24 protein-coding genes are annotated in these 25,890 nt (G+C 30.4%); 3 read left to right on the top strand and 21 right to left on the bottom strand.

Translation table 11 applies throughout. From position 1 onward, the window contains the following. The 3 genes from aroF to BN2087_RS03545 all read right to left on the bottom strand — a co-directional run bounded on the left by aroF (position 1) and on the right by BN2087_RS03545 (position 4,165). Positions 1–1,011 (bottom strand): 3-deoxy-7-phosphoheptulonate synthase, encoded by a 1,011-nt coding sequence (gene aroF / locus BN2087_RS03555; protein WP_049690505.1) that lies wholly within the window; start codon positions 1,009–1,011, stop codon positions 1–3. A gap of 237 nt (positions 1,012–1,248) precedes the next feature. Continuing rightward, positions 1,249–2,904: a putative manganese-dependent inorganic diphosphatase gene (locus BN2087_RS03550; protein ID WP_049690504.1), complete on the bottom strand. Its 1,656-nt coding sequence runs from the start codon at positions 2,902–2,904 to the stop codon at positions 1,249–1,251. A gap of 7 nt (positions 2,905–2,911) precedes the next feature. Continuing rightward, entirely contained in the window at positions 2,912–4,165 is a 1,254-nt protein-coding gene (locus tag BN2087_RS03545) for a hemolysin family protein (protein ID WP_049690503.1), read from the bottom strand. A 99-nt stretch (positions 4,166–4,264) separates the two neighbouring features. Between BN2087_RS03545 and BN2087_RS03540 the strand changes: the two genes are divergently transcribed. Further along, complete coding sequence (locus BN2087_RS03540; protein ID WP_049690502.1) at positions 4,265–5,590, top strand: NCS2 family permease; 1,326 nt, start codon at positions 4,265–4,267, stop codon at positions 5,588–5,590. A 63-nt stretch (positions 5,591–5,653) separates the two neighbouring features. Here BN2087_RS03540 and BN2087_RS03535 read toward each other — a convergent pair whose 3' ends face one another. Together BN2087_RS03535 and BN2087_RS03530 are read right to left on the bottom strand one after the other, a co-directional pair. Next, complete coding sequence (locus BN2087_RS03535; protein WP_049690501.1) at positions 5,654–5,953, bottom strand: MTH1187 family thiamine-binding protein; 300 nt, start codon at positions 5,951–5,953, stop codon at positions 5,654–5,656. 10 nt (positions 5,954–5,963) lie between these two features. Next, a complete protein-coding gene (locus tag BN2087_RS03530; protein ID WP_049690500.1) occupies positions 5,964–7,247 on the bottom strand; it encodes a M18 family aminopeptidase in 1,284 nt (427 codons plus the stop codon). Positions 7,248–7,350: 103 nt separating this feature from the next. Between BN2087_RS03530 and BN2087_RS03525 the strand changes: the two genes are divergently transcribed. After that, on the top strand, positions 7,351–7,923 hold the full coding sequence (locus BN2087_RS03525; RefSeq protein ID WP_049690499.1) for a xanthine phosphoribosyltransferase: 573 nt from the start codon (positions 7,351–7,353) through the stop codon (positions 7,921–7,923). A gap of 509 nt (positions 7,924–8,432) precedes the next feature. Here the strand turns inward: BN2087_RS03525 and yihA are convergent. The 12 genes from yihA to BN2087_RS03465 all read right to left on the bottom strand — a co-directional run bounded on the left by yihA (position 8,433) and on the right by BN2087_RS03465 (position 23,392). After that, positions 8,433–9,020: a ribosome biogenesis GTP-binding protein YihA/YsxC gene (yihA, locus tag BN2087_RS03520; protein ID WP_049690498.1), complete on the bottom strand. Its 588-nt coding sequence runs from the start codon at positions 9,018–9,020 to the stop codon at positions 8,433–8,435. Further along, positions 9,017–11,347: an endopeptidase La gene (lon, locus tag BN2087_RS03515; protein WP_049690497.1), complete on the bottom strand. Its 2,331-nt coding sequence runs from the start codon at positions 11,345–11,347 to the stop codon at positions 9,017–9,019. The genes yihA and lon overlap by 4 nt, the downstream gene beginning before the upstream one ends. A 44-nt stretch (positions 11,348–11,391) precedes the next feature. Beyond that, positions 11,392–12,600, bottom strand: coding sequence for an ATP-dependent Clp protease ATP-binding subunit ClpX (gene clpX / locus BN2087_RS03510; protein ID WP_049690496.1), 1,209 nt, complete (start codon positions 12,598–12,600; stop codon positions 11,392–11,394). A 2-nt stretch (positions 12,601–12,602) separates the two neighbouring features. Beyond that, a complete protein-coding gene (gene clpP / locus BN2087_RS03505) occupies positions 12,603–13,190 on the bottom strand; it encodes an ATP-dependent Clp endopeptidase proteolytic subunit ClpP (RefSeq protein WP_049690495.1) in 588 nt (195 codons plus the stop codon). A 33-nt stretch (positions 13,191–13,223) separates the two neighbouring features. Then, positions 13,224–14,561: a trigger factor gene (gene tig / locus BN2087_RS03500; RefSeq protein ID WP_049690494.1), complete on the bottom strand. Its 1,338-nt coding sequence runs from the start codon at positions 14,559–14,561 to the stop codon at positions 13,224–13,226. Between the two features lie 49 nt (positions 14,562–14,610). Beyond that, on the bottom strand, positions 14,611–15,939 hold the full coding sequence (locus tag BN2087_RS03495) for a CCA tRNA nucleotidyltransferase (RefSeq protein WP_049690493.1): 1,329 nt from the start codon (positions 15,937–15,939) through the stop codon (positions 14,611–14,613). Beyond that, positions 15,939–16,874, bottom strand: a complete 936-nt coding sequence (locus tag BN2087_RS03490) for a CdaR family protein (RefSeq protein WP_245190806.1) — start codon at positions 16,872–16,874, stop codon at positions 15,939–15,941. The genes BN2087_RS03495 and BN2087_RS03490 overlap by 1 nt, the downstream gene beginning before the upstream one ends. Further along, complete coding sequence (gene cdaA / locus BN2087_RS03485; protein WP_049690492.1) at positions 16,861–17,679, bottom strand: diadenylate cyclase CdaA; 819 nt, start codon at positions 17,677–17,679, stop codon at positions 16,861–16,863. The genes BN2087_RS03490 and cdaA overlap by 14 nt, the downstream gene beginning before the upstream one ends. Before the next feature lie 646 nt (positions 17,680–18,325). Further along, positions 18,326–19,120 (bottom strand): ZIP family metal transporter, encoded by a 795-nt coding sequence (locus BN2087_RS03480; RefSeq protein WP_049690491.1) that lies wholly within the window; start codon positions 19,118–19,120, stop codon positions 18,326–18,328. Between the two features lie 25 nt (positions 19,121–19,145). Then, on the bottom strand, positions 19,146–21,509 hold the full coding sequence (locus BN2087_RS03475; RefSeq protein WP_049690490.1) for a glycogen/starch/alpha-glucan phosphorylase: 2,364 nt from the start codon (positions 21,507–21,509) through the stop codon (positions 19,146–19,148). Between the two features lie 71 nt (positions 21,510–21,580). Further along, positions 21,581–22,195, bottom strand: coding sequence for a hypothetical protein (locus tag BN2087_RS03470; protein WP_049690489.1), 615 nt, complete (start codon positions 22,193–22,195; stop codon positions 21,581–21,583). Beyond that, the gene (locus tag BN2087_RS03465; RefSeq protein WP_049690488.1) at positions 22,196–23,392 is read right to left on the bottom strand and encodes an AI-2E family transporter; all 1,197 of its coding nucleotides are present in this window, start codon (positions 23,390–23,392) and stop codon (positions 22,196–22,198) included. A 96-nt stretch (positions 23,393–23,488) separates the two neighbouring features. On the opposite strand from BN2087_RS03465, the gene BN2087_RS03460 reads away from it, so the two are divergent. Further along, entirely contained in the window at positions 23,489–24,112 is a 624-nt protein-coding gene (locus BN2087_RS03460) for a thiamine diphosphokinase (protein ID WP_049690487.1), read from the top strand. Positions 24,113–24,128: 16 nt separating this feature from the next. Here the strand turns inward: BN2087_RS03460 and BN2087_RS03455 are convergent, their stop codons facing one another. Genes BN2087_RS03455 through amaP form a run of 4 tightly spaced genes read right to left on the bottom strand, consistent with a single transcriptional unit; the run spans position 24,129 to position 25,872 of the window. Further along, a complete protein-coding gene (locus tag BN2087_RS03455) occupies positions 24,129–24,482 on the bottom strand; it encodes a Spx/MgsR family RNA polymerase-binding regulatory protein (protein WP_049690486.1) in 354 nt (117 codons plus the stop codon). A 59-nt stretch (positions 24,483–24,541) separates the two neighbouring features. Next, positions 24,542–24,985 (bottom strand): Asp23/Gls24 family envelope stress response protein, encoded by a 444-nt coding sequence (locus tag BN2087_RS03450; protein WP_049690485.1) that lies wholly within the window; start codon positions 24,983–24,985, stop codon positions 24,542–24,544. 19 nt (positions 24,986–25,004) lie between these two features. Beyond that, the gene (locus tag BN2087_RS03445; protein ID WP_049690484.1) at positions 25,005–25,325 is read right to left on the bottom strand and encodes a DUF2273 domain-containing protein; all 321 of its coding nucleotides are present in this window, start codon (positions 25,323–25,325) and stop codon (positions 25,005–25,007) included. 7 nt (positions 25,326–25,332) lie between these two features. After that, positions 25,333–25,872: an alkaline shock response membrane anchor protein AmaP gene (gene amaP / locus BN2087_RS03440; protein WP_049690483.1), complete on the bottom strand. Its 540-nt coding sequence runs from the start codon at positions 25,870–25,872 to the stop codon at positions 25,333–25,335. Positions 25,873–25,890: the final 18 nt, after the last annotated feature.

Here is a 25,890-nt window from a genome sequence, read left to right as displayed (position 1 = left end):
TTAGAATTCCTTTCTTAAATCATGGATTTTTTTGCTTGCTTTTAAAATCTTATCAAACTCATCTGGAATAACACATTGGGCCCCGTCTGAAAATGCCTTGGAAGGATTTTCGTGAACTTCAATCATAAGTCCATCTGCTCCAACAGCTGCCGCAGAAAGGGACAAATCTTTTACATATCTTGCAATTCCAGCTGCATGAGATGGATCAATTATTACAGGAAGGTGAGTTTTTTCATGTAAAAATGGTACCGCAGTAACGTCCAAAGTATTTCTTGTTGCAGTTTCAAAAGTTCTAATTCCTCTTTCGCAAAGAATTACTTTTGTATTTCCCCTGCTCATTATATATTCTGCTGCCATCAATAATTCTTCATAAGTTGCAGCCAAACCTCTTTTTAATAAAATTGGCTTATCAGTTTCGCCAAGTGCCTTCAACAAATCAAAATTTTGCATATTTCTTGCTCCAACTTGCAAAATATCTACATCGTCAAAATATTTTAATTGGTTTATTTCCATAATTTCTGAAACAAGGGCAAGACCAGTTTCCTCTTTTGCTTTTACAAGATAATCAATGGCTTTTTTTCCATAACCTTGGAAAGAATATGGGCTTGTTCTTGGTTTAAAAGCTCCACCTCTTAAAATTGTTGCACCAGATTTTTTTATTTTTTTGGCAATTGATAAAATTTGCTCTTCACTTTCAACAGAACATGGTCCTGCCATATAAACAAAAGAACCTCCCCCGATTTTTGTTCCATTTTCAAGAGTAATTATTGTATCTTCTGGGTGAAATTTTCTGTTTGCTTTTTTGTAAGGTTCTTGGATTCTTATTACATCGTCAACAACATTTTTTGATTTCATATCATCCTTTGAAACCTTGGATGTATCTCCCAAAAGTCCCAAAATTGTTGTTTTAAAACCAACTGCCTTGCTTACTTTAAGTCCCATATCTTCAATTTCTTTTATAAGATCTTGAACTTCTTTTTCATTTGCATTATTTTTTAATTTAATAATCATAATTTTCCTCCTAATTTTTTTCCAAATAATTAAAAAAGCTTCTTGGCTATTACCAAGAAGCTAAAATTCAAAAAAACTTAAATCTTTTAAAAATTTTGCACATGATAAATAGCCTTACTTTTGTCAAAAGTAAAGTTAAAAAAGTAAAAGCTATTTTGTGCAAAATTTAAGTTTTTCATTATTTTCTCCTGTTTTAAATTTTTTTATATTATAGCACAGATATTTTTTTCAGTAAAGTTAATTATTATGTGAATTCATAATAGCTTCAGTTAGTTTTGGTATAACTTGTTTTTTTCTTGATAAAACTCCTGGAGCTGAAATCGTTCCATTTTTTACCTTGTTTCCAAAAACATTTTCTATATCACTTAAATAATTTCCTACAACCAAAAGCTCAGATTTTTTGTTAAAAATATCTGTAAGGACAAGAACAAAGGTGTTTTCTCCCTTAGCATGAATTCTTTCTTCCATTAAACTTGTAAGCTTATCTTTTATTGGATTAAGCTCTTCTGGATTCATGGTCATAACTTGTCCAACCCTAATTTTATCATCGCCAATTGTAAAGGCCTTTACATCCCCATCAATCAAATCTTCTGGCGATTTATTTTTTAAACTTGTTCCAGCCTTAAACATCTTCATTGCAAATTCTTCTGGATTTATATCTGCAATTTTTGTAAGTCTATTTAAAACTCTTTTGTCAGTTTCTGTTGTTGTAGGAGACCTAAATAAAAGAGTATCAGAAATTATAGCTGCTGAAAGAAGGCCTGCAATTTCTTTTGTTGGTCTAATTCCAGATTCAAAAAACATTTTTGCTACAATTGTTGCAGTTGATCCCACAGGTTCTGCCCTAAAAAATAGGGGTTGGTTTGTAACGACATTTGCAACTCTGTGGTGGTCAATTATTTCAATAATTTCTGCATAATCAATATCATCAACTGATTGGTTTCTTTCGTTGTGGTCAACCAAAATTAATTTTTTCTTTTCATCTGAAATCAAATGGTATCTTGAAATTGCCCCAAGAACCCTTCCCCTTGCATCAACAATTGGATAAGACCTAAATCTAGTTTTCCCCATTACCTCACGAACTGTATCAACTGTATCTTCTGGTGAAAAATAAACTAAATTTTCAGTACTCATTACATTTGCAATTGGAACTGCCATTGGCAAAAGTCTTGCAGTCATAAAAGTATCATATTCAGTTGAAATAATTGTAATATTATTTTTTTCAGCTTCTTTTATTAAATCCTCTTTCATTTCTGACCCATTTGTCAAAATTATTAGGGAAATATTTGTATTTATTAGATATTCTTGAGCTTCAAGCCTATTTCCAGTTATAACCAAATCTCCATCCCCAACCAAGGAATTTTTTGGTGAATCTTTTTCATTCATGGCATAAACCATCATTTTTCCTGTAAATGCTCTAGGATTTTTAGGATTTACAACAATTTTTGCTGATAAAATATCTACTATATTTTCAAGAGGAGTGTGAGTCCTTCCAATAATCCCATCATCCCAAACTTCCATGTATGAATGGGTCAAATTTGAAAGGGATGCTACTCCGATTAATTTTTCATTTTCATCAACTACAAACAAAGAATTCAATTTATTTTCTTGAATTATTGACCAGGCATTTCTAATTGGAAGAGACTCATCCACATTGTAAGAATTGTCGTAATCAATATCTTTTATTTGAAGTTTCATTGAATCCTTATGAAGGGGAGCCTTTACTCCAAAATAATCAAGAACAAATTGGGTTTCTTGATTAACGTGACCAAGCCTAATTGGAATTGCTTCTGTATCACCTAGCCTATTTTTTAAATTTGCATAGGCAAGAGCTGAGCAAATAGAATCAGTATCTGGATTTTTGTGACCTGTAATATAAACTGTTTGTTTCATAAAACCTCTAACTTTCGCTGTTAAATTTTACCCTTAGTAAATTTATCTTGTAACGTTCAACTTTTTCACAAATTAAAGTAACATCATCAATCTTTACAACATCTCCAGTTATTGGCAGACGGTTAAGATAATCAATAACCAAACCTCCAACCGAATCGTTTTTAACTTCCTTTAAATTTTTATCAAAATAATCATTAAAATCATTTATGTGCATGCTTGCATCAACTATAAATTCATTGTCAGAAACTTTGTAGACTTTCTCATCAGCAGGATCATATTCATCATAAATATCTCCAACAAGCTCCTCAATTATATCTTCAATTGAAACAAGTCCTTCCGTTCCACCATACTCATCAACAACAATGGCAAGTGAAACGTTCATTTTTTTCATTGATTTAAAAAGATCAATTATATTCATATTTTCGTAGGCGTAGTAAGTTTGCCTGACCATATCTTTTAAAATTGCCTCGCGACCTTCAGCAACAAAAGTTACTATATCTTTCATGTGCAAAACTCCAACAATATTATCAATGCTTTCTCCATAAACTGGAATTCTTGAATGTTTGCACTCAATTAAAAACTTATCCAATTCTTCTTTTGTAGAATCTATTGCTATCGCTTCCATATTTGTTCTTGGAGTCATAATATCTGATGCAAAAGATCCGCCGAAATCAAAAACATTATTTATAATTTCACTTTCTTCATTATTAATAACACCTTGCTCTTCACCAACATCAACTATGGTTTTCAAATCTTCTTCAGTCACCTTATCAGAATTTTCTGCCCCATCGGACATTTTTTTGGTAAGATATTTGGTAAAAATTCCGAGTAAAATTACTGTAGGTTTTAAAATTATAGAAATAATAAAAATAGCCTTAGAAAATTTAAGACCCATTTTTTCGCTGTTTATTTGAGCTGCAAGTTTTGGAGTGATTTCACCAAAAATTAATACAGTTATGGTTACAACAATTGTGGAAATCGCCGCTCCTGCTCCTCCAAAAATATCAGTAAAAAAAAGTGTTGCTATAGTTGTTGTAAGAATATTTACTATATTATTTCCAACAAGAATTGTTGTAATGGTATTTTGGCTATCATCAACGAGTTTTCTAAGTAATGATGCATTTTTTACACCCTTTTCTTCAAGCTGCCTTAATTTAAATTTATTTATAGATGTAATTGCAGTTTCAGAAGATGAAAAAAATGCGGAAAATAAAATTCCAACAATCATTACAATTAACTCAATTATATTTTTTGTCGTCAAAACTTCCTCCTTGCATATATTATAAGAGATATTTATAAAAAAATAAAGTGATTAAGTAAAGTAATTAGGGTATAATATGGGCGAAAAAAAGGAGGAATTATGGAAAAAAATTCGAACAAATCACTTGTCAATAAAATTTTCAGATTAAAAGAACACAAAACTGATGTTAAAACTGAAATTATGGCAGGAATAACAACATTTATGACCATGTCTTATATTTTGGCAGTAAATCCACAAATTTTGGGAGATGCTGGCATGGATAAGGGAGCAGTTTTCACTGCAACAATTATTTCATCAATTATTGCAATTATAATTATGGCATTTTATGCAAATCTTCCCTTCGCCCTTGCTCCAGGAATGGGACTAAACGCATTTTTCACCTATACGGTTGTAATGACTATGGGAAAAAGTTGGGAATTTGCACTAGCAGCCGTTTTTATAGAAGGAATTATTTTTATATTATTGACATTTTTTAATGTGCGTGAAGCAATTTTTAATGCCATTCCAAGAAGTTTAAAAACAGCAGTGTCTGTAGGAATCGGCTTATTTATTGCCCTAATCGGTTTATTAAATTCAACAGTAATTGTAAAAAATGATATAGGCCTTGGCCTTGGAAATTTAGTTAGCAAAGAAAGTTTTATATTTTTTATAGGACTTTTAATTATGGCAGTTTTAACTGCAAGAAAAACAAAGGGAGCCTTGTTAATAGGAATTGTAATTTCTACAATTATTGCTCTTTTTACAGGAGTAAGCAAGATTCCAGAAGGAGGACTTATTCAACTTCCTCCATCACTTAGCCCAATATTTTTCAAACTTGATTTATCATCAGTATTTTCATTTGAAATGTTTTCTGTTGTATTTGCATTTTTATTTGTAGACTTATTTGACACAGTAGGAACTTTAACAGGAGTTGCTACAAAGGCAGGAATGTTAGATGAAAATGGAGAATTGCCAAATGCTGGCCGTGCTCTTTTGGCTGATAGTATTGGAACAACCCTAGGATCAATTTTGGGAACATCAACTGTAACAACTTTTGTAGAAAGTGCAACAGGAGTTGCAGAAGGAGGAAGAACAGGACTAACTGCACTTTCAACAGGATTTTGTTTCTTCCTATCAATATTTTTCTATCCATTAATTACAATAATTCCAGCCCAAGCTACTGCAGCTGCCCTAGTTATGGTAGGATTATTTATGATAGATTCAATCGTTGATATAAATTTTGGAGATTTCACAGAATCATTCCCAGCCTTTATGACAATAATCATGATGCCATTTGCTTACTCAATTGCAGAAGGAATTGCTTTTGGAATGATTTCATATGCAAGCGTAAAATTATTAACAGGAAAAGGCAAAGAAGTTTCACCACTTGTTTATGTACTTGCCCTAGTATTTTTACTAAGATATATGCTTCCATTATTTTCATAAAAAATTAAAAAAAATTCCCCAGTATTTGGGGAATTTTTTTACATATTTATATTTTTTTAAATTTTACATCTTATCTTCAACAGATTTTATTTTTTGGTCAAGACTTGCTTTTTTATCTCGTCTATCATCTATTTTTATTACTGAGTAAACTCTATCAGCTCCGTTTTTAAAAACTGATTCTTGGCAGGCTCTGATTGCTTCGAAAGCTCTGTCTATATCTCCATGGATAACTGTTCCCATTGGATTTAACCTTACTTCCAAATCTTCGTATTCTTTCAAAACTTTTTCGCAACCTGCTACATATTTTGAAACAGAAGTTTCTTTTGTTCCTATTGGTACTACTGTTAATTCTAAAACTGCCATAATATCTCCTTTACTTGTTATTGTAAAAATCTTCAAATATTTTTATAGCTTCTATATGATCATCTACTCCACCAAGCTCTCTTATTGAGTGCATGGAAAGAATTGGTGTTCCTACATCGATTGATTTTATTCCAGATTTTGAAGAAACAATTGGTCCAATTGTAGATCCACCGACCTTGTCAGATCTATTGTGAAAAGTTTGAACTTTTGCTCCAACATTTTTTGCGTGTTTTAAAAATCTCGCCCTAGTTTCTACATTTGTTGTATAAGCACCATTAGAAGCTACCTTTATTCCTATACCCATATTTATTCTGGTATTATTTGTTTTATCAAAAAGATTTGAATAATTTGGATGAATTGAGTGGGAAAGATCTGCTGAAATTAGATATGAATTTGCAAGGGCAATAAAATAATCTTCCCTATCGTATCCCAAATTCATTACAATTCTTTCCATAATTTGATCTAAAAATGGTGAAGCTGCTCCAGTTCTTGTCCCAGATCCGATTTCTTCATTATCATTTAATACGCATATATTAAATTTTTCATTTTTACTATTAATTAAAGCTGTAAGAGATTGGTGGACGCTTGCAAGATTATCAAGTCTTCCAATGTGAATAAATTCATCCTCACTTCCAAGAATTTTTCCTTTTTGCCTATCAAAAAGTGCCAAATCAAAATCTATTATTTTATTTTCATCAACTCCAATTTCTTTAGCCAATAATTTTTGCAAAAATCCTTCTTTTTTAAAATCATCTTCTATGGTTTTTATTATTGGAGAAAGCTCATCTTGCATATTATATTTATAGCCTGAATTTAAATCCCTATTAATATGGATTGCACAATTTGCAATTGTCAAAAGATCTCTATCAATTTTTACAAGTTTTGATTTAAATTCACCTTTATTTTCAAAAACAACTTTGCCTGCAAGGGATAAGTCCCTGTCAAACCAAGAAGATACAATCATTCCCCCATAACCTTCAACGTTAAATTTCAAAAATCCATTTGAAGTCATTTCTGGATTTGATTTTATTTTAAAAGTTGGAGAATCTGTGTGAGATCCAATTATATCAAAGCCCTCCCTTGGATCATCTCCCACACTAAAGGCTATAAGAGCTGTATCATCACGACTTACAAAATATTTGCCGCCTTTTTCAAGTTTCCATTTTTCATTTTCTTCTAATTTTTTAAAATTGTTTTTTTCTAAAATTTCAATAGAATTTTTGACTGCAAAATAATTTACAGGACTATTGTCAATAAATTCTATTAAATCATTGATTATTTTTTCTCTATTCATATAATATATAGTACCCTTTAGAGTCTTTATTAAAAGCGAATTTTGACTTTTGCTTAAACTATGCATTATAATAGTAAAAAGGGTATGGAGGTAAGTATTTATAATGAAGAAATTAGAGGAAGTAATATTAAGCCACGGAAAAGTTCTTGGCAAAGATATTTTAAAGGTTGATTCATTCCTAAATCATCAAATAAAGCCAAAATTGATAAAGGAAATGGGAGAAGAGTTTGCCGAACATTTTAAAGATAAAAATATTAATAAAATTTTGACAGTAGAATCATCAGGAATAGCCCCAGCAGTTATAACAGGTCTTGTTCTTGATTGTGATGTAGTTTTTGCAAGAAAACAAAAATCTCTTACAACTGATGACAATACATATTCATCAACTTGCTATTCTTACACAAAAGAAGAGATGAAAAGACTTATAGTAAGCAAGGATTTCTTGCATGAAGATGATAATGTTTTGTTGATAGATGACTTTTTGGCAAACGGTCAAGCTGCCAAAGCTATGGTTGCAATTTGTAAACAAGCAGGAGCAAATGTCGCTGGAGTTGGAATAGTTATAGAAAAATCCTACCAAGATGGAAGAAAACTTTTAGACGATATGGGTCTTGATGTTTATTCTCTTGCAAGAATTTCCCACATGGACGGAAAAGAAATAGATTTTATTGACTAATATAAAGATGGCCTTGCCATCTCAGACTGTTGACAAACTAAATTTTCACCCATTTCAGTACTATAAAAGTGTAAGTAGAAAAAACTTTCTACCTACACTTTTTTTAATATAATGAAGGTAACAGACGCAGCCCATTTGGGATAATAAAAAAATAGAAAAAAAAAGCCCAAACAAGAGGGCTTATTTCCTATGGTCAAATTTAGTAATAAAATTATTTGATTTTTTTAAAAAAAGACTTGATTTTTCCTAGCAGGTTTCGAGCAGATAAACGACCGTCGGTTTCGGTTGTTTATCCCGATTTATCGTACGTAGTGAGTCGAGAAATCTCCTGAGATCTCTCCATGCGTTCGTTTCACTCACTTAGTCGAGATGGGTTCTAGCATGATTTTATTTTTAAATTATTAATAAATTATTAAACTGACTTTGTCTACGCTCTGAGATGGCTTTGCCATCTTTTTTAATTTACACAAAAAAAGATTTCACTTTTTATTTAGTGAAATCTTTTTATTTTATGAATTTATTATTACTTCTACTTGCTCAAGCAAAACATTTTTATTGTGAGATGTGGTTGATGAGTAGGCAAATATCAAACCCTCATCATCAATATTTAATGTCTTCATTATTTCTTTTATGTGTTTTTTTAAATGTGTTTTAGGAATTTTATCGTATTTTGTTGCTATAACAAATCCTGTAAATCCAGAATCTATTATCCAATCATACATTTCTTTATCTTGTTTGGTAGGAGCATGTCTTATGTCAACCAAAAGAAAAACTTCTTTTAAATTTTCCCTTTGGTACAAATATTGGTGGATTAAATTATTCCATTTTTCTTTTTCTTTTTTTGAAACTTTGGCATAGCCATAGCCTGGAAGGTCGACTAGCCTAAATTTATCGTTTATTTTATAAAAATTTATGGTTTTGGTCTTGCCTGGTTTTGATGAAGTTTTGGCAAGATTTTTTTTATCCAAAAATGAATTTATAAATGAAGATTTTCCCACATTAGATCTTCCTGCAAAGGCAATTTCTTCAAAATTATCATTTGGAAATTGGGAAGAAAATCCTGCAACTTGGTCCAAATTTACTGATTTTATTTTCATAGCAAAGCTTCCTTTAAAACTTCTCCAACTTGAGATACTTTTATAAAGTTTATTTTTTCCCTAACTTCCTTGTCAATATCTTCAATGTCTTTTTCATTTTCTTTTGGAATAATTACATTTTTAATATCATAAGAATAAGCTGCAAGGGCTTTTTCTTTAAGCCCTCCGATTGGCAAAACTTCTCCTGTAATTGTAACTTCTCCAGTCATTGCAAGGTCACTCCTTACTTTTTTTCCTGTAAGAGCTGAGGCAATGGCAGTTGTCATTGTAATTCCTGCTGATGGACCATCTTTTGGAGTTGCCCCTTCTGGAACATGGACGTGGATATCTTTATTTTTATAAAAATCTGGATCGATTCCTAAATCTTTGGAATTTTTTCTCAAATATGAAATCGCAGCTTGAGCCGATTCTTTCATAACATCTCCAAGACTTCCTGTAAATAAATTTGCACCTTTTCCATCCATTACATTTACTTCGATTGTTAAAATTGTTCCACCAACTTGGGTCCAAGCAAGTCCATTTGCAATTCCAACCTTATCTTCTTTGAGTCTTTGGTCTTCAAAAAATCTTTCCTTACCAAGATATTTCTCATAATTTCTCATAGAAACATTGACCTTATCTTTTCCTTCAAGAATTTCTTTTACAGCTCGTCTGCATATTTTTGCAATATTTCTTTCAAGTGACCTTACTCCTGCTTCTCTTGTGTAGGATTTTATGATTTTTTCTATAACCTTATCTGAAATATTCAAATCATCTTTACAAAGACCATTGTTTTCCATTTCTTTTTTAATCAAATATCTTTTGGCAATTTCTTCCTTTTCTCTTTGAGTGTAGCCAGAAATTTCTATAATTTCAAGCCTATCAAAAAGGGCTGGAGGAATATTTGAAATGTCGTTTGCTGTTGTTATGAAAAATACTTCTGATAAATCAAAACCTATATCAAGATATCGGTCAATAAATTTATCATTTTGTTCAGGATCCAAAACTTCAAGCAAGGCTGATGAAGGATCTCCCCTAAAATCCGAGCCCAATTTATCAATTTCATCTAGCAAAAATACTGGATTTTTTACTTTTATTCTTGAAATATTTGATAAAACTCTTCCAGCCATAGCTCCAACATAAGTTCTTCTGTGACCTCTTATTTCTGATTCATCAGTTACTCCACCAAGACGCATAGAAATAAATTTACGGTTTAAAGCACGCGCAATTGATTTTGCAATTGAAGTTTTTCCAACTCCAGGAGGGCCTGAAAGACAAATTACAGCAGCTTGGTTGTCGCCTTTTTTCTTTCTTACAGCAATTGATTCTAAAATTCTCTCCTTTACTTCCATAAGTCCATAATGATCTTCATCCAAAACTTTTTTTGCATGAATTATATCCAAATTATCCTTTGATTTTTTTGACCACGGAAGTGATAAGACAAAATCAAGATAGGAGGTAATAACCCCATAATCAGGGCTCATTTCAGGAATTAATTCAAGCCTATCGACACTTTTAAGAAGAGTTTCCTTGTCTTCCTTATTGATTTTTAATTTTTTGATTTTTTTTCTAAAGGCATCCGCCTCGTTTAAATCTTTTCCTGTAAGATCATTTAATTCATTTTTTACAGCGTCAAGTTTCTCCCTAAGATAATATTCTTTTTGTCCCTTATTAATATTTTCTTGAACCTTGGCGTCAATTTTTTTGGATAAATCTTTTAACTCAATTTCTTTTTGAATTAATTTGTGAAGATTTATTAATTTTTCTTCAATATCAAGCTCTTTTAAAAGAGAATAATTTTCCTTTGGACTTAAAGGAAGATAATAAGTTATAAGATTTGCAAGTTTATCAATATTTTCAATTTCTACCAAAGAAAAGGCAATTTCTGGTGGGATAGAATTATCAATTTCGACATAAGACCTAAAATCTTCAATTAGCATTTTTTTCAAGGCTTCTATATTTTCATTACTTTCAAAGTTTTCTTCATCAAAAATATATTCTTTAATATTCGCCTTAAAAAAACCATCTTCGATTTTTACATCCAAAACTTCCCCAACAGATTTCGCTTCAATCAAAACCCTAAGCTCGCCGTTTTGCAAATTAAAAGTTTGTTTTATGCTTGCAACAGTTCCAAAGTCATAAATATCTTCTTTTTTTGGATTGTCTTCAAGTATATCTTTTTGATTTACCAAAAAAATTTCAGATTCATTCAATAAGGCATCTTCAACAGCTTTTTTTGAAACTGCTCTTTGGCAATCAAAATGGACAACTGTATCGGGAAAAGCCCACAAGCCCCTTACAGGGACCATTGGATATTCTTTTGTATCTATTTTATAGATAAAGTTCATTTTATCTCCTTGTGTTATAAAAAGGGAGCACTAAGTCTCCCCTTTTATTTGTATATTAATTTTTTCTTATCTTCTATAGCACCTTTTGATACAATAACTTCTTTTATATGATCTTTTGAAGGGATTTCAAACATTACATCCAAAAGCAAATCTTCTAAAATTGTCCTAAGACCTCTCGCACCTGTTTCTTGCTTGTAGGCTTTTTCGGCAATTTCTTTGACTGCTTCATCTTCAAAACTTAATTTTACTCCATCAAGTTCAAATAATTTTTGATATTGTTTTAATAGAGAATTTTTTGGCTCTTGTAAAATTCTTACAAGACTTTCCACATTCAAATCTTCTAGCGAAACAACTATTGGCACTCTTCCAATAAATTCTGGAATTAATCCATATTTCAAAAGATCTTCTGTAGTAACATCTGCCAAAGAAACTTCTTTATTTTCACTATCTTCTGAACCAAAACCAATTGATTTTTTGTTGGTTCTTTGTTTTATTATATCTTTAATTCCATCAAAGGCTCCGCCGACAATAAATAATATATTTGTTGTATCAACTTGGATATATTCTTGGCTTGGATGTTTTCTTCCGCCTTGAGGAGGAACATTTGCAACAGTTCCTTCAATCAATTTTAAAAGTGCTTGTTGAACTCCTTCTCCACTAACATCACGAGTTATTGAAGGATTTTCACTTTTTCTAGTAATTTTATCTATTTCATCTATATAGATTATTCCTGTTTGGGCAAGTTCAATATCATAATCAGCAGCTTGAACTAATTTTAAAATAATATTTTCAACATCTTCTCCAACATAACCTGCCTCGGTCAAACTTGTAGCATCTGCAATTGCAAATGGAACATTTAATTTTTTGGCAAGAGTTTGGGCAAGAAGAGTTTTTCCAGAACCTGTTGGTCCTAGCATCAAAATATTAGATTTTTGTAGCTCAACTTCGCTGTCATTATCATAATTTGAATTTATTCTTTTGTAGTGGTTATAAACTGAAACTGATAAAGTTTTTTTCGCCATATCTTGTTGGATTACATATTGGTCCAAATATTCTTTAATCTCACTTGGTGTTGCAAGATCAACATCCATGTGGCTGTGTTCAACCAATTCTTCTCTTTCGATAATTGAAGCACAAAGCTCAATGCATTCATTACAAATGAAAGCATCTGGCCCTGCAATTAACCTATCAACTTCGTCAGCACTTTTACCACAAAAGGAACATCTATTTTCTTCAAATTCCATTTTACCCATACTTATTCTATTACCTTGTCTATTAAACCATATTCTTTTGCTTCATAAGCATCCATAGCAAAATCTCTGTCCGTATCTTTTTGAATTTTTTCAATACTTTGGCCAGTATTATCTGCCAAAATTTTATTTAATCTTTTTTTGATTTTTAAAATTTGTTCAGCTTGGATTTGAATATCGCTTGCTTGACCTTGGGCTCCACCAGATGGTTGGTGAATTAGGATATTTGAATTTGGAAGAGAAAATCTCTTTCCCTTTGCTCCAGATGAAAGTAAAACTGCTCCCATAGATGCAGCTTGTCCTATACAAATTGTAGATACATCTGGTTTTATATAATTCATTGTGTCATAGATAGCAAGACCTGCTGTAACTACTCCACCTGGTGAATTTATATAAAATTGAATATCCTTGTTTGGATCTTGGCTTTCCAAAAATAAGAGTTGAGCAATAATTATATCACTTACTCCATCTTCAACAGGACCTGTTAGAAAAATAATCCTGTCTTTTAATAATCTTGAGTAAATGTCATAAGCACGCTCGCCCCTATTTGTTTGCTCTATTACTGTAGGAACTAAAAAATTTTTTGCGTTCATTAAATCTCCTTATCTTTTTGGAGTTTATGATTACTAATCTTCTTTTTCTTCTTCTTTAGCTTCTTGTGAATCTTTTTTTGCAGGAACTAATTTTACATTTTTTTCTAGAATTTCTACAGCTTTTCTTCTTTTAATATTTTCTATAACTGTATCTCTAGAAACATTCTTTTCGAAGATTTCTTTGAATTTTTCGTAATCGTCTACTCCATATTGCTTAGCAGCATCTTTTATTTCATTTTCTATCTCTTCATCACTTGCTTCAACATTTTCTTTTAAAGCAACTTCATCCATTACAAGATTTGCCTTAACTTTGTCTTCAGCAACTTGTCTGTATTGATCTCTAATGGCAGACATGTCCATTTTTGTCATTTCAATATATTGTTGTAAAGAAATTCCCATTTGACGTAATCTTTGGTCAAGATTTTGCATTTCAAGATCAATTTCTTGGTTTACTAATGGATCTGGAGCACTTACTTCAGATTTTTCAACTAGTGCTTTGATTGCTTCATTTTGAATTTGATTTTTTACAAATTTTTCTTTATCTTCTTTAAGATTTTTCTTTGTATCTTCTTTTAATTCTTCTAATGTTTCAAATTCAGAAATATCTTTTGCAAATTCATCGTCAATTTCTGGAAGTTCTTTTCTTGAAATTGAATTGATTTCTACTTCAAATTTTGCATCTTTTCCTTGGAATTCTTTTGCTTGGTAATCTTCTGGGAAAGTTACATTAACGTCAAATTTGTCTCCAACTTTGTGGCCTTCAACTTGTTTTTCAAAATCGCCTACAAATGATTTTGATCCAAGAACTAAATCGTGATTTTCAGCTTTTCCGCCTTCAAATCTTTCTCCGTCAAGAAAACCATCAAAATCGATATTTACTGTATCTCCATCTTGAGCTTCGCCGTCTTCTACTGGAATAATTCTTGCATTTTCTTCTTGTTGGTGTTTAAGTTCGTGTTCTACATCTTCATCTGTAACTTCTGTTGGAATTTCTGTAACTTCAAGTTCAGAATAATCTCCAAGAGTTGGATGTGGTTTTGTTTCAACTTCCACCTTAAATACAACGTCTTTATCTTTTTCTATATCGTCAAAATCAACTGATGGTTGATCAATTACTTCAAGATTTAATTCTTCAATAGCCTTGTTATAAGGTTCTGGGAAAACTTCTTGGATTGCTTCATCATAAAATACTTCAGCTCCATACATTTTTTCAATTATTCTTTTTGGAACTTTTCCTTTTCTAAATCCGTCTACCCTATATCTAGACTTATTTTTTTTGTAAACATTATCTACTGCTTTTTGGAAATCTTCAGCAGCTACTGTTAGGTCAAATTTTGCTATATTATTTTCATGTGATTTTAATTCTGTCATCGTTTTGCCTCCTAAAACACTATATACTCATTAGTTTAATATACTACTTCTAATAATTTCTATCAAGATTATTGTATTTATTTTTAATATATTTGCTAATTTCATTTTTTTTATTTGCTAATTTTTCATCCATAACCAAATTATAAACTTCATTTAAGATTATACCAAGCTCTTTGCCCTCTTTAAATCCCAAATTTATCAAATCGTGACCAGAAAAATCTATCTGGTCTTTTTTTATTGGCGTATTTGAATTTAAAATTTCTTCCAAAAGTATTTTAGCATTTGAAATATTTTCTGTATTATCGTGGACTGTCGATAAAACATCTGCTCTTTGAAGGTCAAATAAATCGTAAATATTTTCATCTCCAACTTTTCTCAAAAGCTTTCTTACAGATTTTTTTGTGTAGGTATTGGTATTATCCATGTGCCTTTCGACTAAAAGCGAAGTGTTTTCTATAAATTTTTTTGGATATTTTAATTCTTTTAATCTTTTTTCAATTATTTCTTTTGAAATATCTTGGTGGCCAAAAAATCTTCCTTCCCCATTTTCATCGAGAAAAAAGCTTTGAACTTTTCCTGTATCATGAAATAAAGCTGCCATCCTAGTTTTTAAATTTTTTGGACTTAAATCCAAAACCTTCATGGAATGGTCAAATAAATCCAAATTGTGGTGGGATGAGTGTTGGTCAAAGCCTATCATTTTTTTTATTTCCGGAAAAATATATGCCAAAAGATTTAATTCATTCAAAAGCCTAATTCCTCTTGACGGCTTATCTGAAAGTAAAATTTTATCAATCTCATCTCTAATTCTTTCTTTTGAAATTTCTTCAATATGACCTGCCTTATTTTTTATGGCATCTTTTAGATTTTTTTCTATAGAAAAATCAAGAACAGTGGCAAACCTTACAGCCCTTAGGGCTCTTAGATAGTCTTCTTCTATTCTTTCGTAAGGATTTCCAACTGCCCTTATTATTTTTTGGGATAAATCTTTTCTTCCAGAAAATAAATCTATAATTTGGCCCTTTCTTTCAGCCATTGCATTTATGGTAAAATCTCTTCTTTTTAAATCTTCTTCAATTGTATTTGAAAAAGAAATTTCATCCGGATGCCTTTTGTCCTTATAAGATGACTCTGCCCTAAAAGTTGTGATTTCATATTCTTTGGACTTATAGATAACCTTAATAGTTCCAAATTTTTTCCCTATATCTATTAATTTTAAATCAGAAAAAATTCTAATTATATCACTAGGCCTTGCCCTTGTTGTAAGGTCAATATCATGGATTTTTTTTCCCAAAAGTTTATCTCTTAAGGCTCCTCCAACCAGATAAGTTTCAAAGCCCTCATCTTCTAGCCTTTTTACTAAATCTTTGTAGGACATTAATTTTTCTTTCCTAATTTTATATAAACATTTGCAAAAGAATCAGTATCGCTTAGTTCAACAGATTCTGGAATATTTAACTCTACACTTTGTTCAAATACATTATTTTTAAGGCTAGATAGGTCAATTTTTCTAGTTTTTATGCTATTAATTTTATCTAAAATATTTTTCTCGCCCTTAATAATTATCTTTTGAGGAGAAATTTTACTTTCTTCAATTTGCATATTTTTTGGTAGATTTTCATAATCAAGTTCTAGATTTACTTCCTTACTTTGTAAAACATCAAAGGCAATTGATACATCGTTTTTTGAAAGGTCGATATTTTCTACACTTTTTCCATTTTTATCAAGTACTTTTACTCCAATATCGTGAATTTTTCCATCAAGAAATTCATCATCATTAATACTTATGACAAGCTTATTTACCTTATCAACATTATTCCTAAGACCTGAAACAGTAATTCTTTTCGGATCTTGCTCGCTAACATTAATAATTTTTGATTCTTTTAATCTATCAGGAATTCTTACCTCTATAGGCAAGTCCTTTTTTACAATTTTTTCCACTTTAAAATTAAAATTTGAAGGACTAACACTTTCGATTTTTATTCCAGAAGGGCCTTCAACTTTTACATTTAAAGTTTTTATTCCCTCAGTTGGAACTCCCAAGTCAACACTTGCAATTAAATCATCAGCTGTTAAAGATGCAAGATCTGATCTTGATCCTTCAACTTTTACATTTACACTTGAAACTTGATCTCTTCCAACCAAGGTGTATCCATCTTTTTGTAAATCTTCTTGATTTTTTATGGTCAAAGGAACATTTCTAACAGTTTTTGAAAGGGAAGGATTGGTTGAAGTCATTACAAAAGCCCACATGATAACTGCAACAAGAATTGACAAAGCAACTAATTTTCTATCATTTTTATTGTTCATCATCAACCCTCCTTTTAAAATTCAATTTATTTTCATTTTCTTTAAGCTCTTTAATAAGCCTATCCTTTAAAGATTCTTCATCAAAATATCTGTTGATGGTTCCATTACTTACAATTGAAATTGTTCCCGTTTCTTCACTTACAACAACCACAAGGCAATCACTTTTTTCGCTAATTCCAATAGCAGCCCTGTGACGAGTGCCAAGCTCTTTGGAAAGAGTATTATTTGTAGTTAAAGGCAAATAGCAAGCAGCAGCCTCAATCAAATCATCACGAATTATTACAGCTCCGTCGTGAAGAGGAGTGTTTGGAATAAAAATATTTATCAAAAGCTCACTAGAAATTTCTGATCTTAAAAGAGTCCCACTTTCAATAATATCATTAAGACCAACTTCTCTTTCAATAACGACCAAGGCACCAATTTTTTGCCTTGACAAAGAACTCATAGCCGAAACAATTTCATCAATGGACCTCTCATTTTTATTGTAAGAATCATTTACAAAAAAATTTCTTCCCCTACCAATTCTCTCCAAGGCAGACCTTAATTCTGGTTGAAAAACAACAATTATAAATACCAAAGATACAGTAAAAAATTGATTCATAAGCCATGAAACTGTATTTAATTTGAAAATATCTGCAATCGATGCAAAAATTAAAACAAAAATAAATCCTTTCATAACCTGCTCAGCCCTAGTATTTTTAAGAAGCTTTAATAATTTATAAGCAATAAAGGCGATTAGCGCTATATCAATTATATCTGTAATTCTAATTAATGATAAATAGGCAATAAAATTATCTAAATATGACATGTCTACCTCCTAATTCTAAGTATATTATATACTTTATTATGAATTTTTGTAGAAAAGAAAGGCTAAAATAAAATTTAAATTTGATAAATTTTTTTGCTGATTGAATTTAATGGAAAAAAATCACAAAAAAATACCAAGCTTTTAGCTTGGTGTTTTTGTTAATTTTAATTTTTGTTTTCAACTATTATTTATTTTTGTAATTTAAATTTTATTCTTCGTTTTTTATCACCTGCATGCTTGTAAAAAATGTGTCACCGGCACATTTTTTAGCCCAACATACGCTCTTTGGTTGCGTTTGACTTAACTTAATCTTTTTTTAATTTGAAATTCGAGTTTTACTCTTCGTTTTTACTCCGCGGGGCATTAGTAGAAATTGTGCCACTGGCACAATTTATTATCCAAGCACGCTCTTTGGTTGCGTTAAACTTAATTTGATTTTTTATTATTTTAAAACTTGATTTTTATTCTTCGTTTTTACTCCGCGGCATGCTTGTAAAAAATGTGCCACCGGCACATTTTTTAGCCCAACATACGCTCTTTGGTTGCGTTAAACTTAATGTGGTTAGTTTCCAAATTAAAACTAATTTTTAATTCTTCGTTTTTACTCCGCGGGGCATTAGTAGAAATTGTGCCACTGGCACAATTTCTAGCCTAATGCCACATCCAGGATCATCATTACTGAAAAGCCTACTGAAAACCAAATTACTCCTAGGTTTGAATGGTCTTCGCCTTCGCCTGTTGCTTCTGGAATTAATTCTTCTACTACTACGTAAAACATTGCTCCAGCTGCAAAGCTTAATAAATATGGCAAAATTGGAATCATTATTTGGGATAAAATTATTGTCAAAACTGCCGCTACTGGCTCTACTGCTCCTGATAAAACTCCCATAACAAATGATTTATTTTTTCCAATTCCTTGACTTTTTAAAGGCATAGAAATTATCGCGCCTTCTGGGAAATTTTGAATTGCTATTCCTAAAGAAAGTGCCATAGCTCCTGCCATTGTCAAATCTGTATTTCCTGATAAAACTCCTGCAAATGAAACTCCCACTGCCATTCCTTCTGGAATATTGTGAATTACAACTGCAAGAACCATCATTGTTGTTTTTCTTAAAGACTCATTTTTTGGTCCTTCTGCTACATCGCTATCAAAGTGTTGGTGGGGTATTACATTATCTAAAAATAATAAAAATATTATTCCTACTGCAAATCCTACTACGGCAGGAACCCAAGAAACTCTTCCCATTTTTTCTTCTACCATTTCCATGGCAGGAATTAAAAGTGACCAAATACTTGCTGCAACCATTACTCCTGCAGCAAAGCCTGATAGGGATTTTTGTAATTTTTTTGATAATTCATTTTTCATTAAATACACCATAGCCGCTCCTAGGCTTGTACCTATAAAGGGTATGAGTATTCCTATTATTATATCTTTGTTCATTATTATTATTTCTTTCTATTTTAAATTATAATTTCCAAATATCTTTTGCATATTCAAGAATTGTTCTGTCTGATGAGAAATATCCTGCGTTTGCTATATTTTTTAGGCTCTTTCTTGCCCATGTAAGTCTATTAGAATATTCTTTATTTATTTTTTCTTGTGTATTTTTGTAATCTTCAAAATCTTTTAAAAGAAAATATGTGTCGGCTTTTTCTCCACCTTGTGGATTTATAAGAGAGTTATAAATATCTAAAAACATATAGGAATCATTGTCTTTTAATTCTCCTGAAACTAGGGCATCTACTGCATCTTTTATAGCTTGGTTTGTGTGATAAAATTCTTTTGGATTATAAGAATCATAAATTTCATTTAATTCTTCAACCCTTGCTCCAAATAAATAATTATTTTCTAATCCTGCATTTTCAAATATTTCTATATTTGCCCCATCATATGTTCCAAGTGTTAAAGCTCCATTTAGCATAAATTTCATATTTCCAGTTCCTGAAGCTTCTTTTCCTGCTGTTGAAATTTGCTCAGAAATATCTGCTGCTGGGAAGAGTTTTTCACCATAGCTTACCCTGTAATTTTTTACAAAAACAAGTTTAATTTTATCATTTACATCCTCGTCATTATTTATTACTCTTGCTATTTCGTTTGCAAGTTTTATTATTGCCTTTGCCCTAAAATATCCTGGCGCAGCTTTTCCTCCAAGTATAAAAGTTGTCGGATAAAAGTCCATGTCTGGATTATTTTTTAATTTATGGTAAAGACTAATTATATGAAGGAGATTTAAGTGTTGTCTTTTGTATTCGTGAATTCTTTTTACTTGAATGTCAAAAATTGAATTTGGATCTATACTTATTCCTTCATTGTCTAAAATATATTTTGCCAAATCTTTTTTGTTTTCAAATTTTATTTGGTTTAGTTCTTCTAGAGTTTTTTCATCGTCAAGATATTTTTCAAGTTCCTTTAATTTTGTAAGGTCATATTTCCACTCATCGTTTCCAAGTTTTTCTGTAATAAAATCTGAAAGTTTGATGTTTGAATAAACAAGCCATCTTCTTGGAGTTATTCCATTTGTTTTATTGTTGAATTTTTCTGGCATTATTTTATACCAATTGTTAAAAGTATCATCTTTTAAAATTTGTGTGTGAAGTTTTGCCACTCCATTTACTGACTTACTCATAACAATTGCAAGGTTTGCCATTCTTATTTGATCAAATCTTATAATTCTGTATGGATCGATTGCCTCTTCTGAAAGTCCCTTTTCTTTAAATTCTTTTACTAAATTATCATTTAAATTTTGAATTATTTCAAAGCATCTTGGACAAACTTCTAGCATTATATCTTTTGGCCAAGTTTCTAGGGCTTCTTGTAAGACTGTATGATTTGTAAAGGCGAAAGTTTTTTTGGTTATTTCTACTGCTTTATTAAATTCAATTGAATTTTCATCAACCAAAACCCTAATTAGCTCTGGTATTGCAATTATTGGGTGGGTGTCATTTAATTGAATTACATGATATTTTGGAAAATCATTAAATTGAAGGTCGTGTTCAAAAAATTGTTTGTATTTTGAAACCATATCTTGGATTGATGCTGAACAGAAGAAATATTGTTGTTTTAATCTTAAAACTCTTCCATCTCTTTGCATATCATTTGGATATAAAACTCTGGTTATATCTTCAGCCCTATTTTTTTCTTCGACTGCCTTATCATATTGAAAATTATTAAAGTATGAAAAATCGAATTCTTCAAATGGCTCTGCTTGCCAAAGTCTTAGGGTGTTTACTTGTTCATTTTCAAAGCCAAGCATTGGCATATCATATGGAACTGCCTTTACTGTTTGATCCCTAAATTTTACAATTTTTGAATCAGATTCAACTCTTATTGACCAACCATCACCATCTTTTATCCAGTGATCGCCCTCTTCTACTTGAAATCCATTTTCAATTTTTTGTTTGAAAAGTCCTTCTCTATATCTTACGCCGTAACCATACAAATCTAGCTTTTGGGTTGCTGCTGAATCCATAAAACAAGCAGCAAGTCTACCGAGACCACCATTTCCAAGAGCAGCATCATCTTCAAAATTTTCTATTGATTCAAAATCAATATCTATTTCGCTTAAAATTTCCTTAACTTGGTCATAAATTCCAAGATTTATAAGGTTATTTCCAAGAGACCTTCCTACCAAAAATTCTGCTGAAAAATAATAGGCTTTTCTAGATTTTCTTGTCCTATTTTTACAATTTCTCCACTCTTGATTAATAAGCTCCATTATTGTATCGCAAAGGGCAAAATACCTGTCCTTATCAGATGTATCACTAAAATTTTTAAGGGTGATCCTTTGCAGGTTTTCAATGTAGCTTTCCATAAATTTATTTTTATTCATATTTATCTCCTATTCCTTTTTCAATGAATCTTTTTTACACTTTAAATTTTTATCAACTTTAGGTTAAACACTTATATGTCATCTCTTTCAAAATAAATCAAACCTGTGTAGGTTCTTTTTTGGGCCAAAAATTTTTTTAATGAAATTTTATATAATTCACCCCAGGAAGAAATTGTTAGCTTGTAATCATCATTATATTTTTCAATTTCTGTAATTGTAACCCCATGATGTTTCATAAGATCAACTGAACTGCTCAACCAATTAAAAAATATTACGGGTAAATTTTGTCCAATTGCCCTTGAAATAAAACCCGCTATTTCATCTAAGGATTTTCTTCTTAGTGGAAAATCTTCCAAAATATGGGATTTTAATTTCAAATGATAGGCTGATCTTATTTTATTTAATTTAAAATCTAAGACTCTTGCCGTTGGAACTCCATAGATTTTCGGTTTCAAAATTTTAAAAAACCAATATTGGTAATCATTAAATTGATCTAGGCTAAATTCTTCAAAGGGTCTAAAAAGATAAAGATAAGTATTGGTAAAGGCAGTAACTACACAGGACCTATCCCTATAAAATTTACTTACCCCAACTTCTTTTAAGTCATTTTGATAGCCCCCATAATAAATTTTTTCATTTTTTATTACAGGAACAAATTCGCCCATTCTAGATCTTTTTAATTTCATTTATTTTTCACCCTTCTTATAGTGAATTTTTTCTGATATTTCTTCTATCTCTTTTTCAGAAATTTCTTTTTTTGCCAAGGTCTTATCCATTTTTTCATTCATAAGTGTATACAAAATTGAAGCTATTGGAATTGAAACAAGCATTCCAACAATTCCAAACAAACTTCCTCCTATTGCAATTGATACAATTACCCAAATTGATGGAAGACCTATTGTTTTTCCTGCAATAGCTGGATAAATAATTGAGCCTTGAACTTGTTGGGCAATTAATAAAAATATTAAAAATACCAAAGATTGGAAAGGTGATTCTATAAAAATTAAAATCATCATTATAATAGTTGCAATCAAAGGTCCAACATATGGAATAAAATCTGCAATTGCAACCAAAATTGCTGCCATGGCTGCAAAAGGAATTTTCAAAATTAACATTCCAATAAATACCAAAATTCCAAGAATTAAACTTGAAAGGGCTTTTGAATTTATATAGGAAGCAAATGATGAATATGATAGACTTGCAACCTTGTTTATTTCATCGGCATTTTCTTTTTTAAACAAAGAATAAATAATCCTGTTAGAAAAAATTTTCAAATCTTTTTTGTTTATCAAAACAAAGACTGAAAAAACTATAGCAGCAACAATTGTAACGAGTGTTGATGATACTGAATTTATAATTGAAGTTGTTTTGGTAAAAATATTTCCAGCTTCACCAAGGAAATAATCCTTAATTTGTTCCAAACTTTTGTTCCAATTTACACTATAAATGTAATCTTGAACGTCATCTGCAAATCTCTTTGTCATTTTATTTTTGTTTAAAAGCCTTACCAAATCATTTAAAAAGTCTGGAAACTTATTAATAAGAGTTGTTACCGCATTTGAAATTCTTGGAATTAATACATTTAAAAATATGCATATGCCTAGGATAAATAAAATCCAAGATGTTATAAGCGAAAATATTGGAACTAACTTTTTTGTCTTTTCTGTTTTAAAAATTTTAGAATACACTTTTTTTTCAAAGAAATTCATAGGCAAATTAATGACAAATGCCAACATGAATCCAATCAAAAAAGGTTGAATTACAGCTATAAATACAGATAAGCCATTTTTTACACTTTCAATATACCAAAAGGCAAAAAATACTAAAATAGATATAAGAATAACCTTTAATAATTGTGAATTCTTTTCATCTAATTTTTTCATTACATTTAATACTCCTTCTTATTCATTTATCTATATTCTACCATAGAAATTTTTCATCTCCATTTATACAATGATATAATAGCTTTGAGGTGGATTATGAAAAAATGTTATATATTTGCTGGCGGAGAATTTGATGGATTTTTTGACCAAATAAAAAATGAAGATTATATCATTGGAGCTGACAAGGGCTATACTTATATAAAAAAAATTGGCTTAGAGGCAGATGAAATAATCGGAGATTTTGATTCCTCAAAAGAGCCAGATTTTAAAGAAAAAACAAAATTAAAGCCTGAAAAAGATGAAACTGACCTTTATGCTGCAATAAATATTGCCATAAAAAAAGGATACAAAAAAATAATAGTCTATGGAGGACTTGGAGGAAGAATTTCCCACACAATTGCAAATATAAAAATAATGGAAGAGTTTAAGAAAAAAGGAATTGATATAGAATTAAAAAATAAAAATCAAAAATTATTTGTGATAGATAAAAATTTTGTAGAAAAAAAACAAATAGAAAATACCTACATTTCTCTTTTTGCCCTAACAGAAAAGATAGAAAATTTAAATCTTATTAATTTAAAATACGAATTAAAAAATTTCACTTTAAAAAATCATATGCATATTGGCGTTTCAAACGAACCGGTTGGAAAAGAATTTAAAATAGAATTTGATAAGGGCATGATTCTTGTAATTTATGAAAACAAAAGCGCATATAAATAAGGCAGGATTTCCTGCCCTATTTTTCAAAATATTTTTCTATATTTAATCTACCAACTACAACATCATCACCATAAACTAGTATTGGTCTTTTTAATAGCATGCCATCTGATGCTAGTAATTCCAATTTTTCATCTTCACTCATATCTTTTAATTTGTCTTTTAAATTCAATTTCCTATAAATTTGTCCAGATGTATTAAAAAATTTCTTAATATCTAAACCACTTTTTTCATATAATTTTTTTATTTGATCTTTTTCTGGTTTTTCTTCTTTTACATCTTGAAATTTATAATCAACTTTCTTTTCTTCTAAAAATTTTTCAGTTTTTTTACAAGTTGAGCATGATTTATATCCAATTAATAAAGCTTCCATAATTTCTCCTAAATTTTTTTAAAAAAAGAGATTGGCAAAGCCAATCCCTTCAGTTTTTATTATTTTCTATCGTCGTTATCAGATTTTTTTGCTTTGTATTCTTCTCTTGTCATAACATCAACAACATCTACATTTACTGTTACAACATCAAGGCCTGTCATTTCTTTTACATTTTCTTTTACAACTTTTTTGATATTTTCAAAAATTCTTGGAGCAGACTTTCCATATTCTAAAATTATTTGCATATTAACTTTTGCTTCTTTTTGTCCAACTTCTACATCAACTCCAGATGTATCTTGTTCGTTTGATGATTGGAAAACTGATGAAACTGAATCAAAAAAACTTGCTTTCATATCCAAAATTCCATCAACTCTGTTTACTGCAATTCTTGAAATTTTTGCTACAACCTTATCAGCAATTGTAAGCTTTGAAACTTCTTGTTCAATTTCTTGGTCTTGTTCGATTCCTTTTTCGTAATCTTTGTCAAATGTTTTTTCTGTCATAATTTTCCCCTATCTTTTTTTATTGAAATTTTTTTAATAAGTTAATTACAAATCCCATTACTTTAGGATCTCTGTCAAACCATCCACCTAAACAATAGCAAAAACCTAAAACTATCCAAATTCCTAAAGTTCTAAAAAATCCATAATCAAATAAAGATCCAATAGTCACAATTCCCAAAATAAGGGCAATTATTTTGTGCTTATTTTTTTCTTTAAATTCTTTGCACTCTTTTTCCTTTTTTTCCCTTATGTCTAGTTTTCTCATTTCTACGTCATAGGCGGATACTTGTTTTTCTTGAGTTTTATTTTCAAGATCTAAATTTTCTTTATTTTTTTCCATATTGTACCTACCTAATTTCTCTTTCTTGAGATTTTTCTGCCTTGTTTAGCTGAACATGAGCATTTGCATTTTCAATGCCCGTAAGCATTTTTAGTCCCATTTCAACTTCCGCTTGGATTTTTCTTCCCAAGTCTTCAAAGTCTCTGTCTCCAAAAATATCGCATTTTATATTTGCTTCAACGGTTTCGCCTTTAATTATTTTAACCTTTGAATCTGTAAGCTCAGCTCCAGCAAATTTTTTTACTGAAGAATTCACAGCTGCATCTAAAGAATTTCTAGTTATAAAAATATCCCCATTATTATCTTCTACTAAATACTCACGCTTATCATTTTGATTTGCGATAATATCTATTAAAAGAATAATTGCAAAAATTAAAATAGCAATTGCAACGCCTAGAAGCACGTATCTATAGTTTTGAATTTCTAGATATGATAACAAATCATGCCTGATTCCATCGTCAACAAGAGAGACGGTTCCTAAAATTGCGGCAATTATTATCAATACTATAGTCATAAGTGACCACAAAAATTTCTTAAATCCTCCCATAATGCCTCCTCACTATAA

The sequence above is a fragment of the Anaerococcus jeddahensis genome (assembly GCF_001182725.1).
Lineage (GTDB): Bacteria > Bacillota > Clostridia > Tissierellales > Peptoniphilaceae > Anaerococcus > Anaerococcus jeddahensis.
This window is presented reverse-complemented; position numbering and strand designations above follow the sequence as displayed.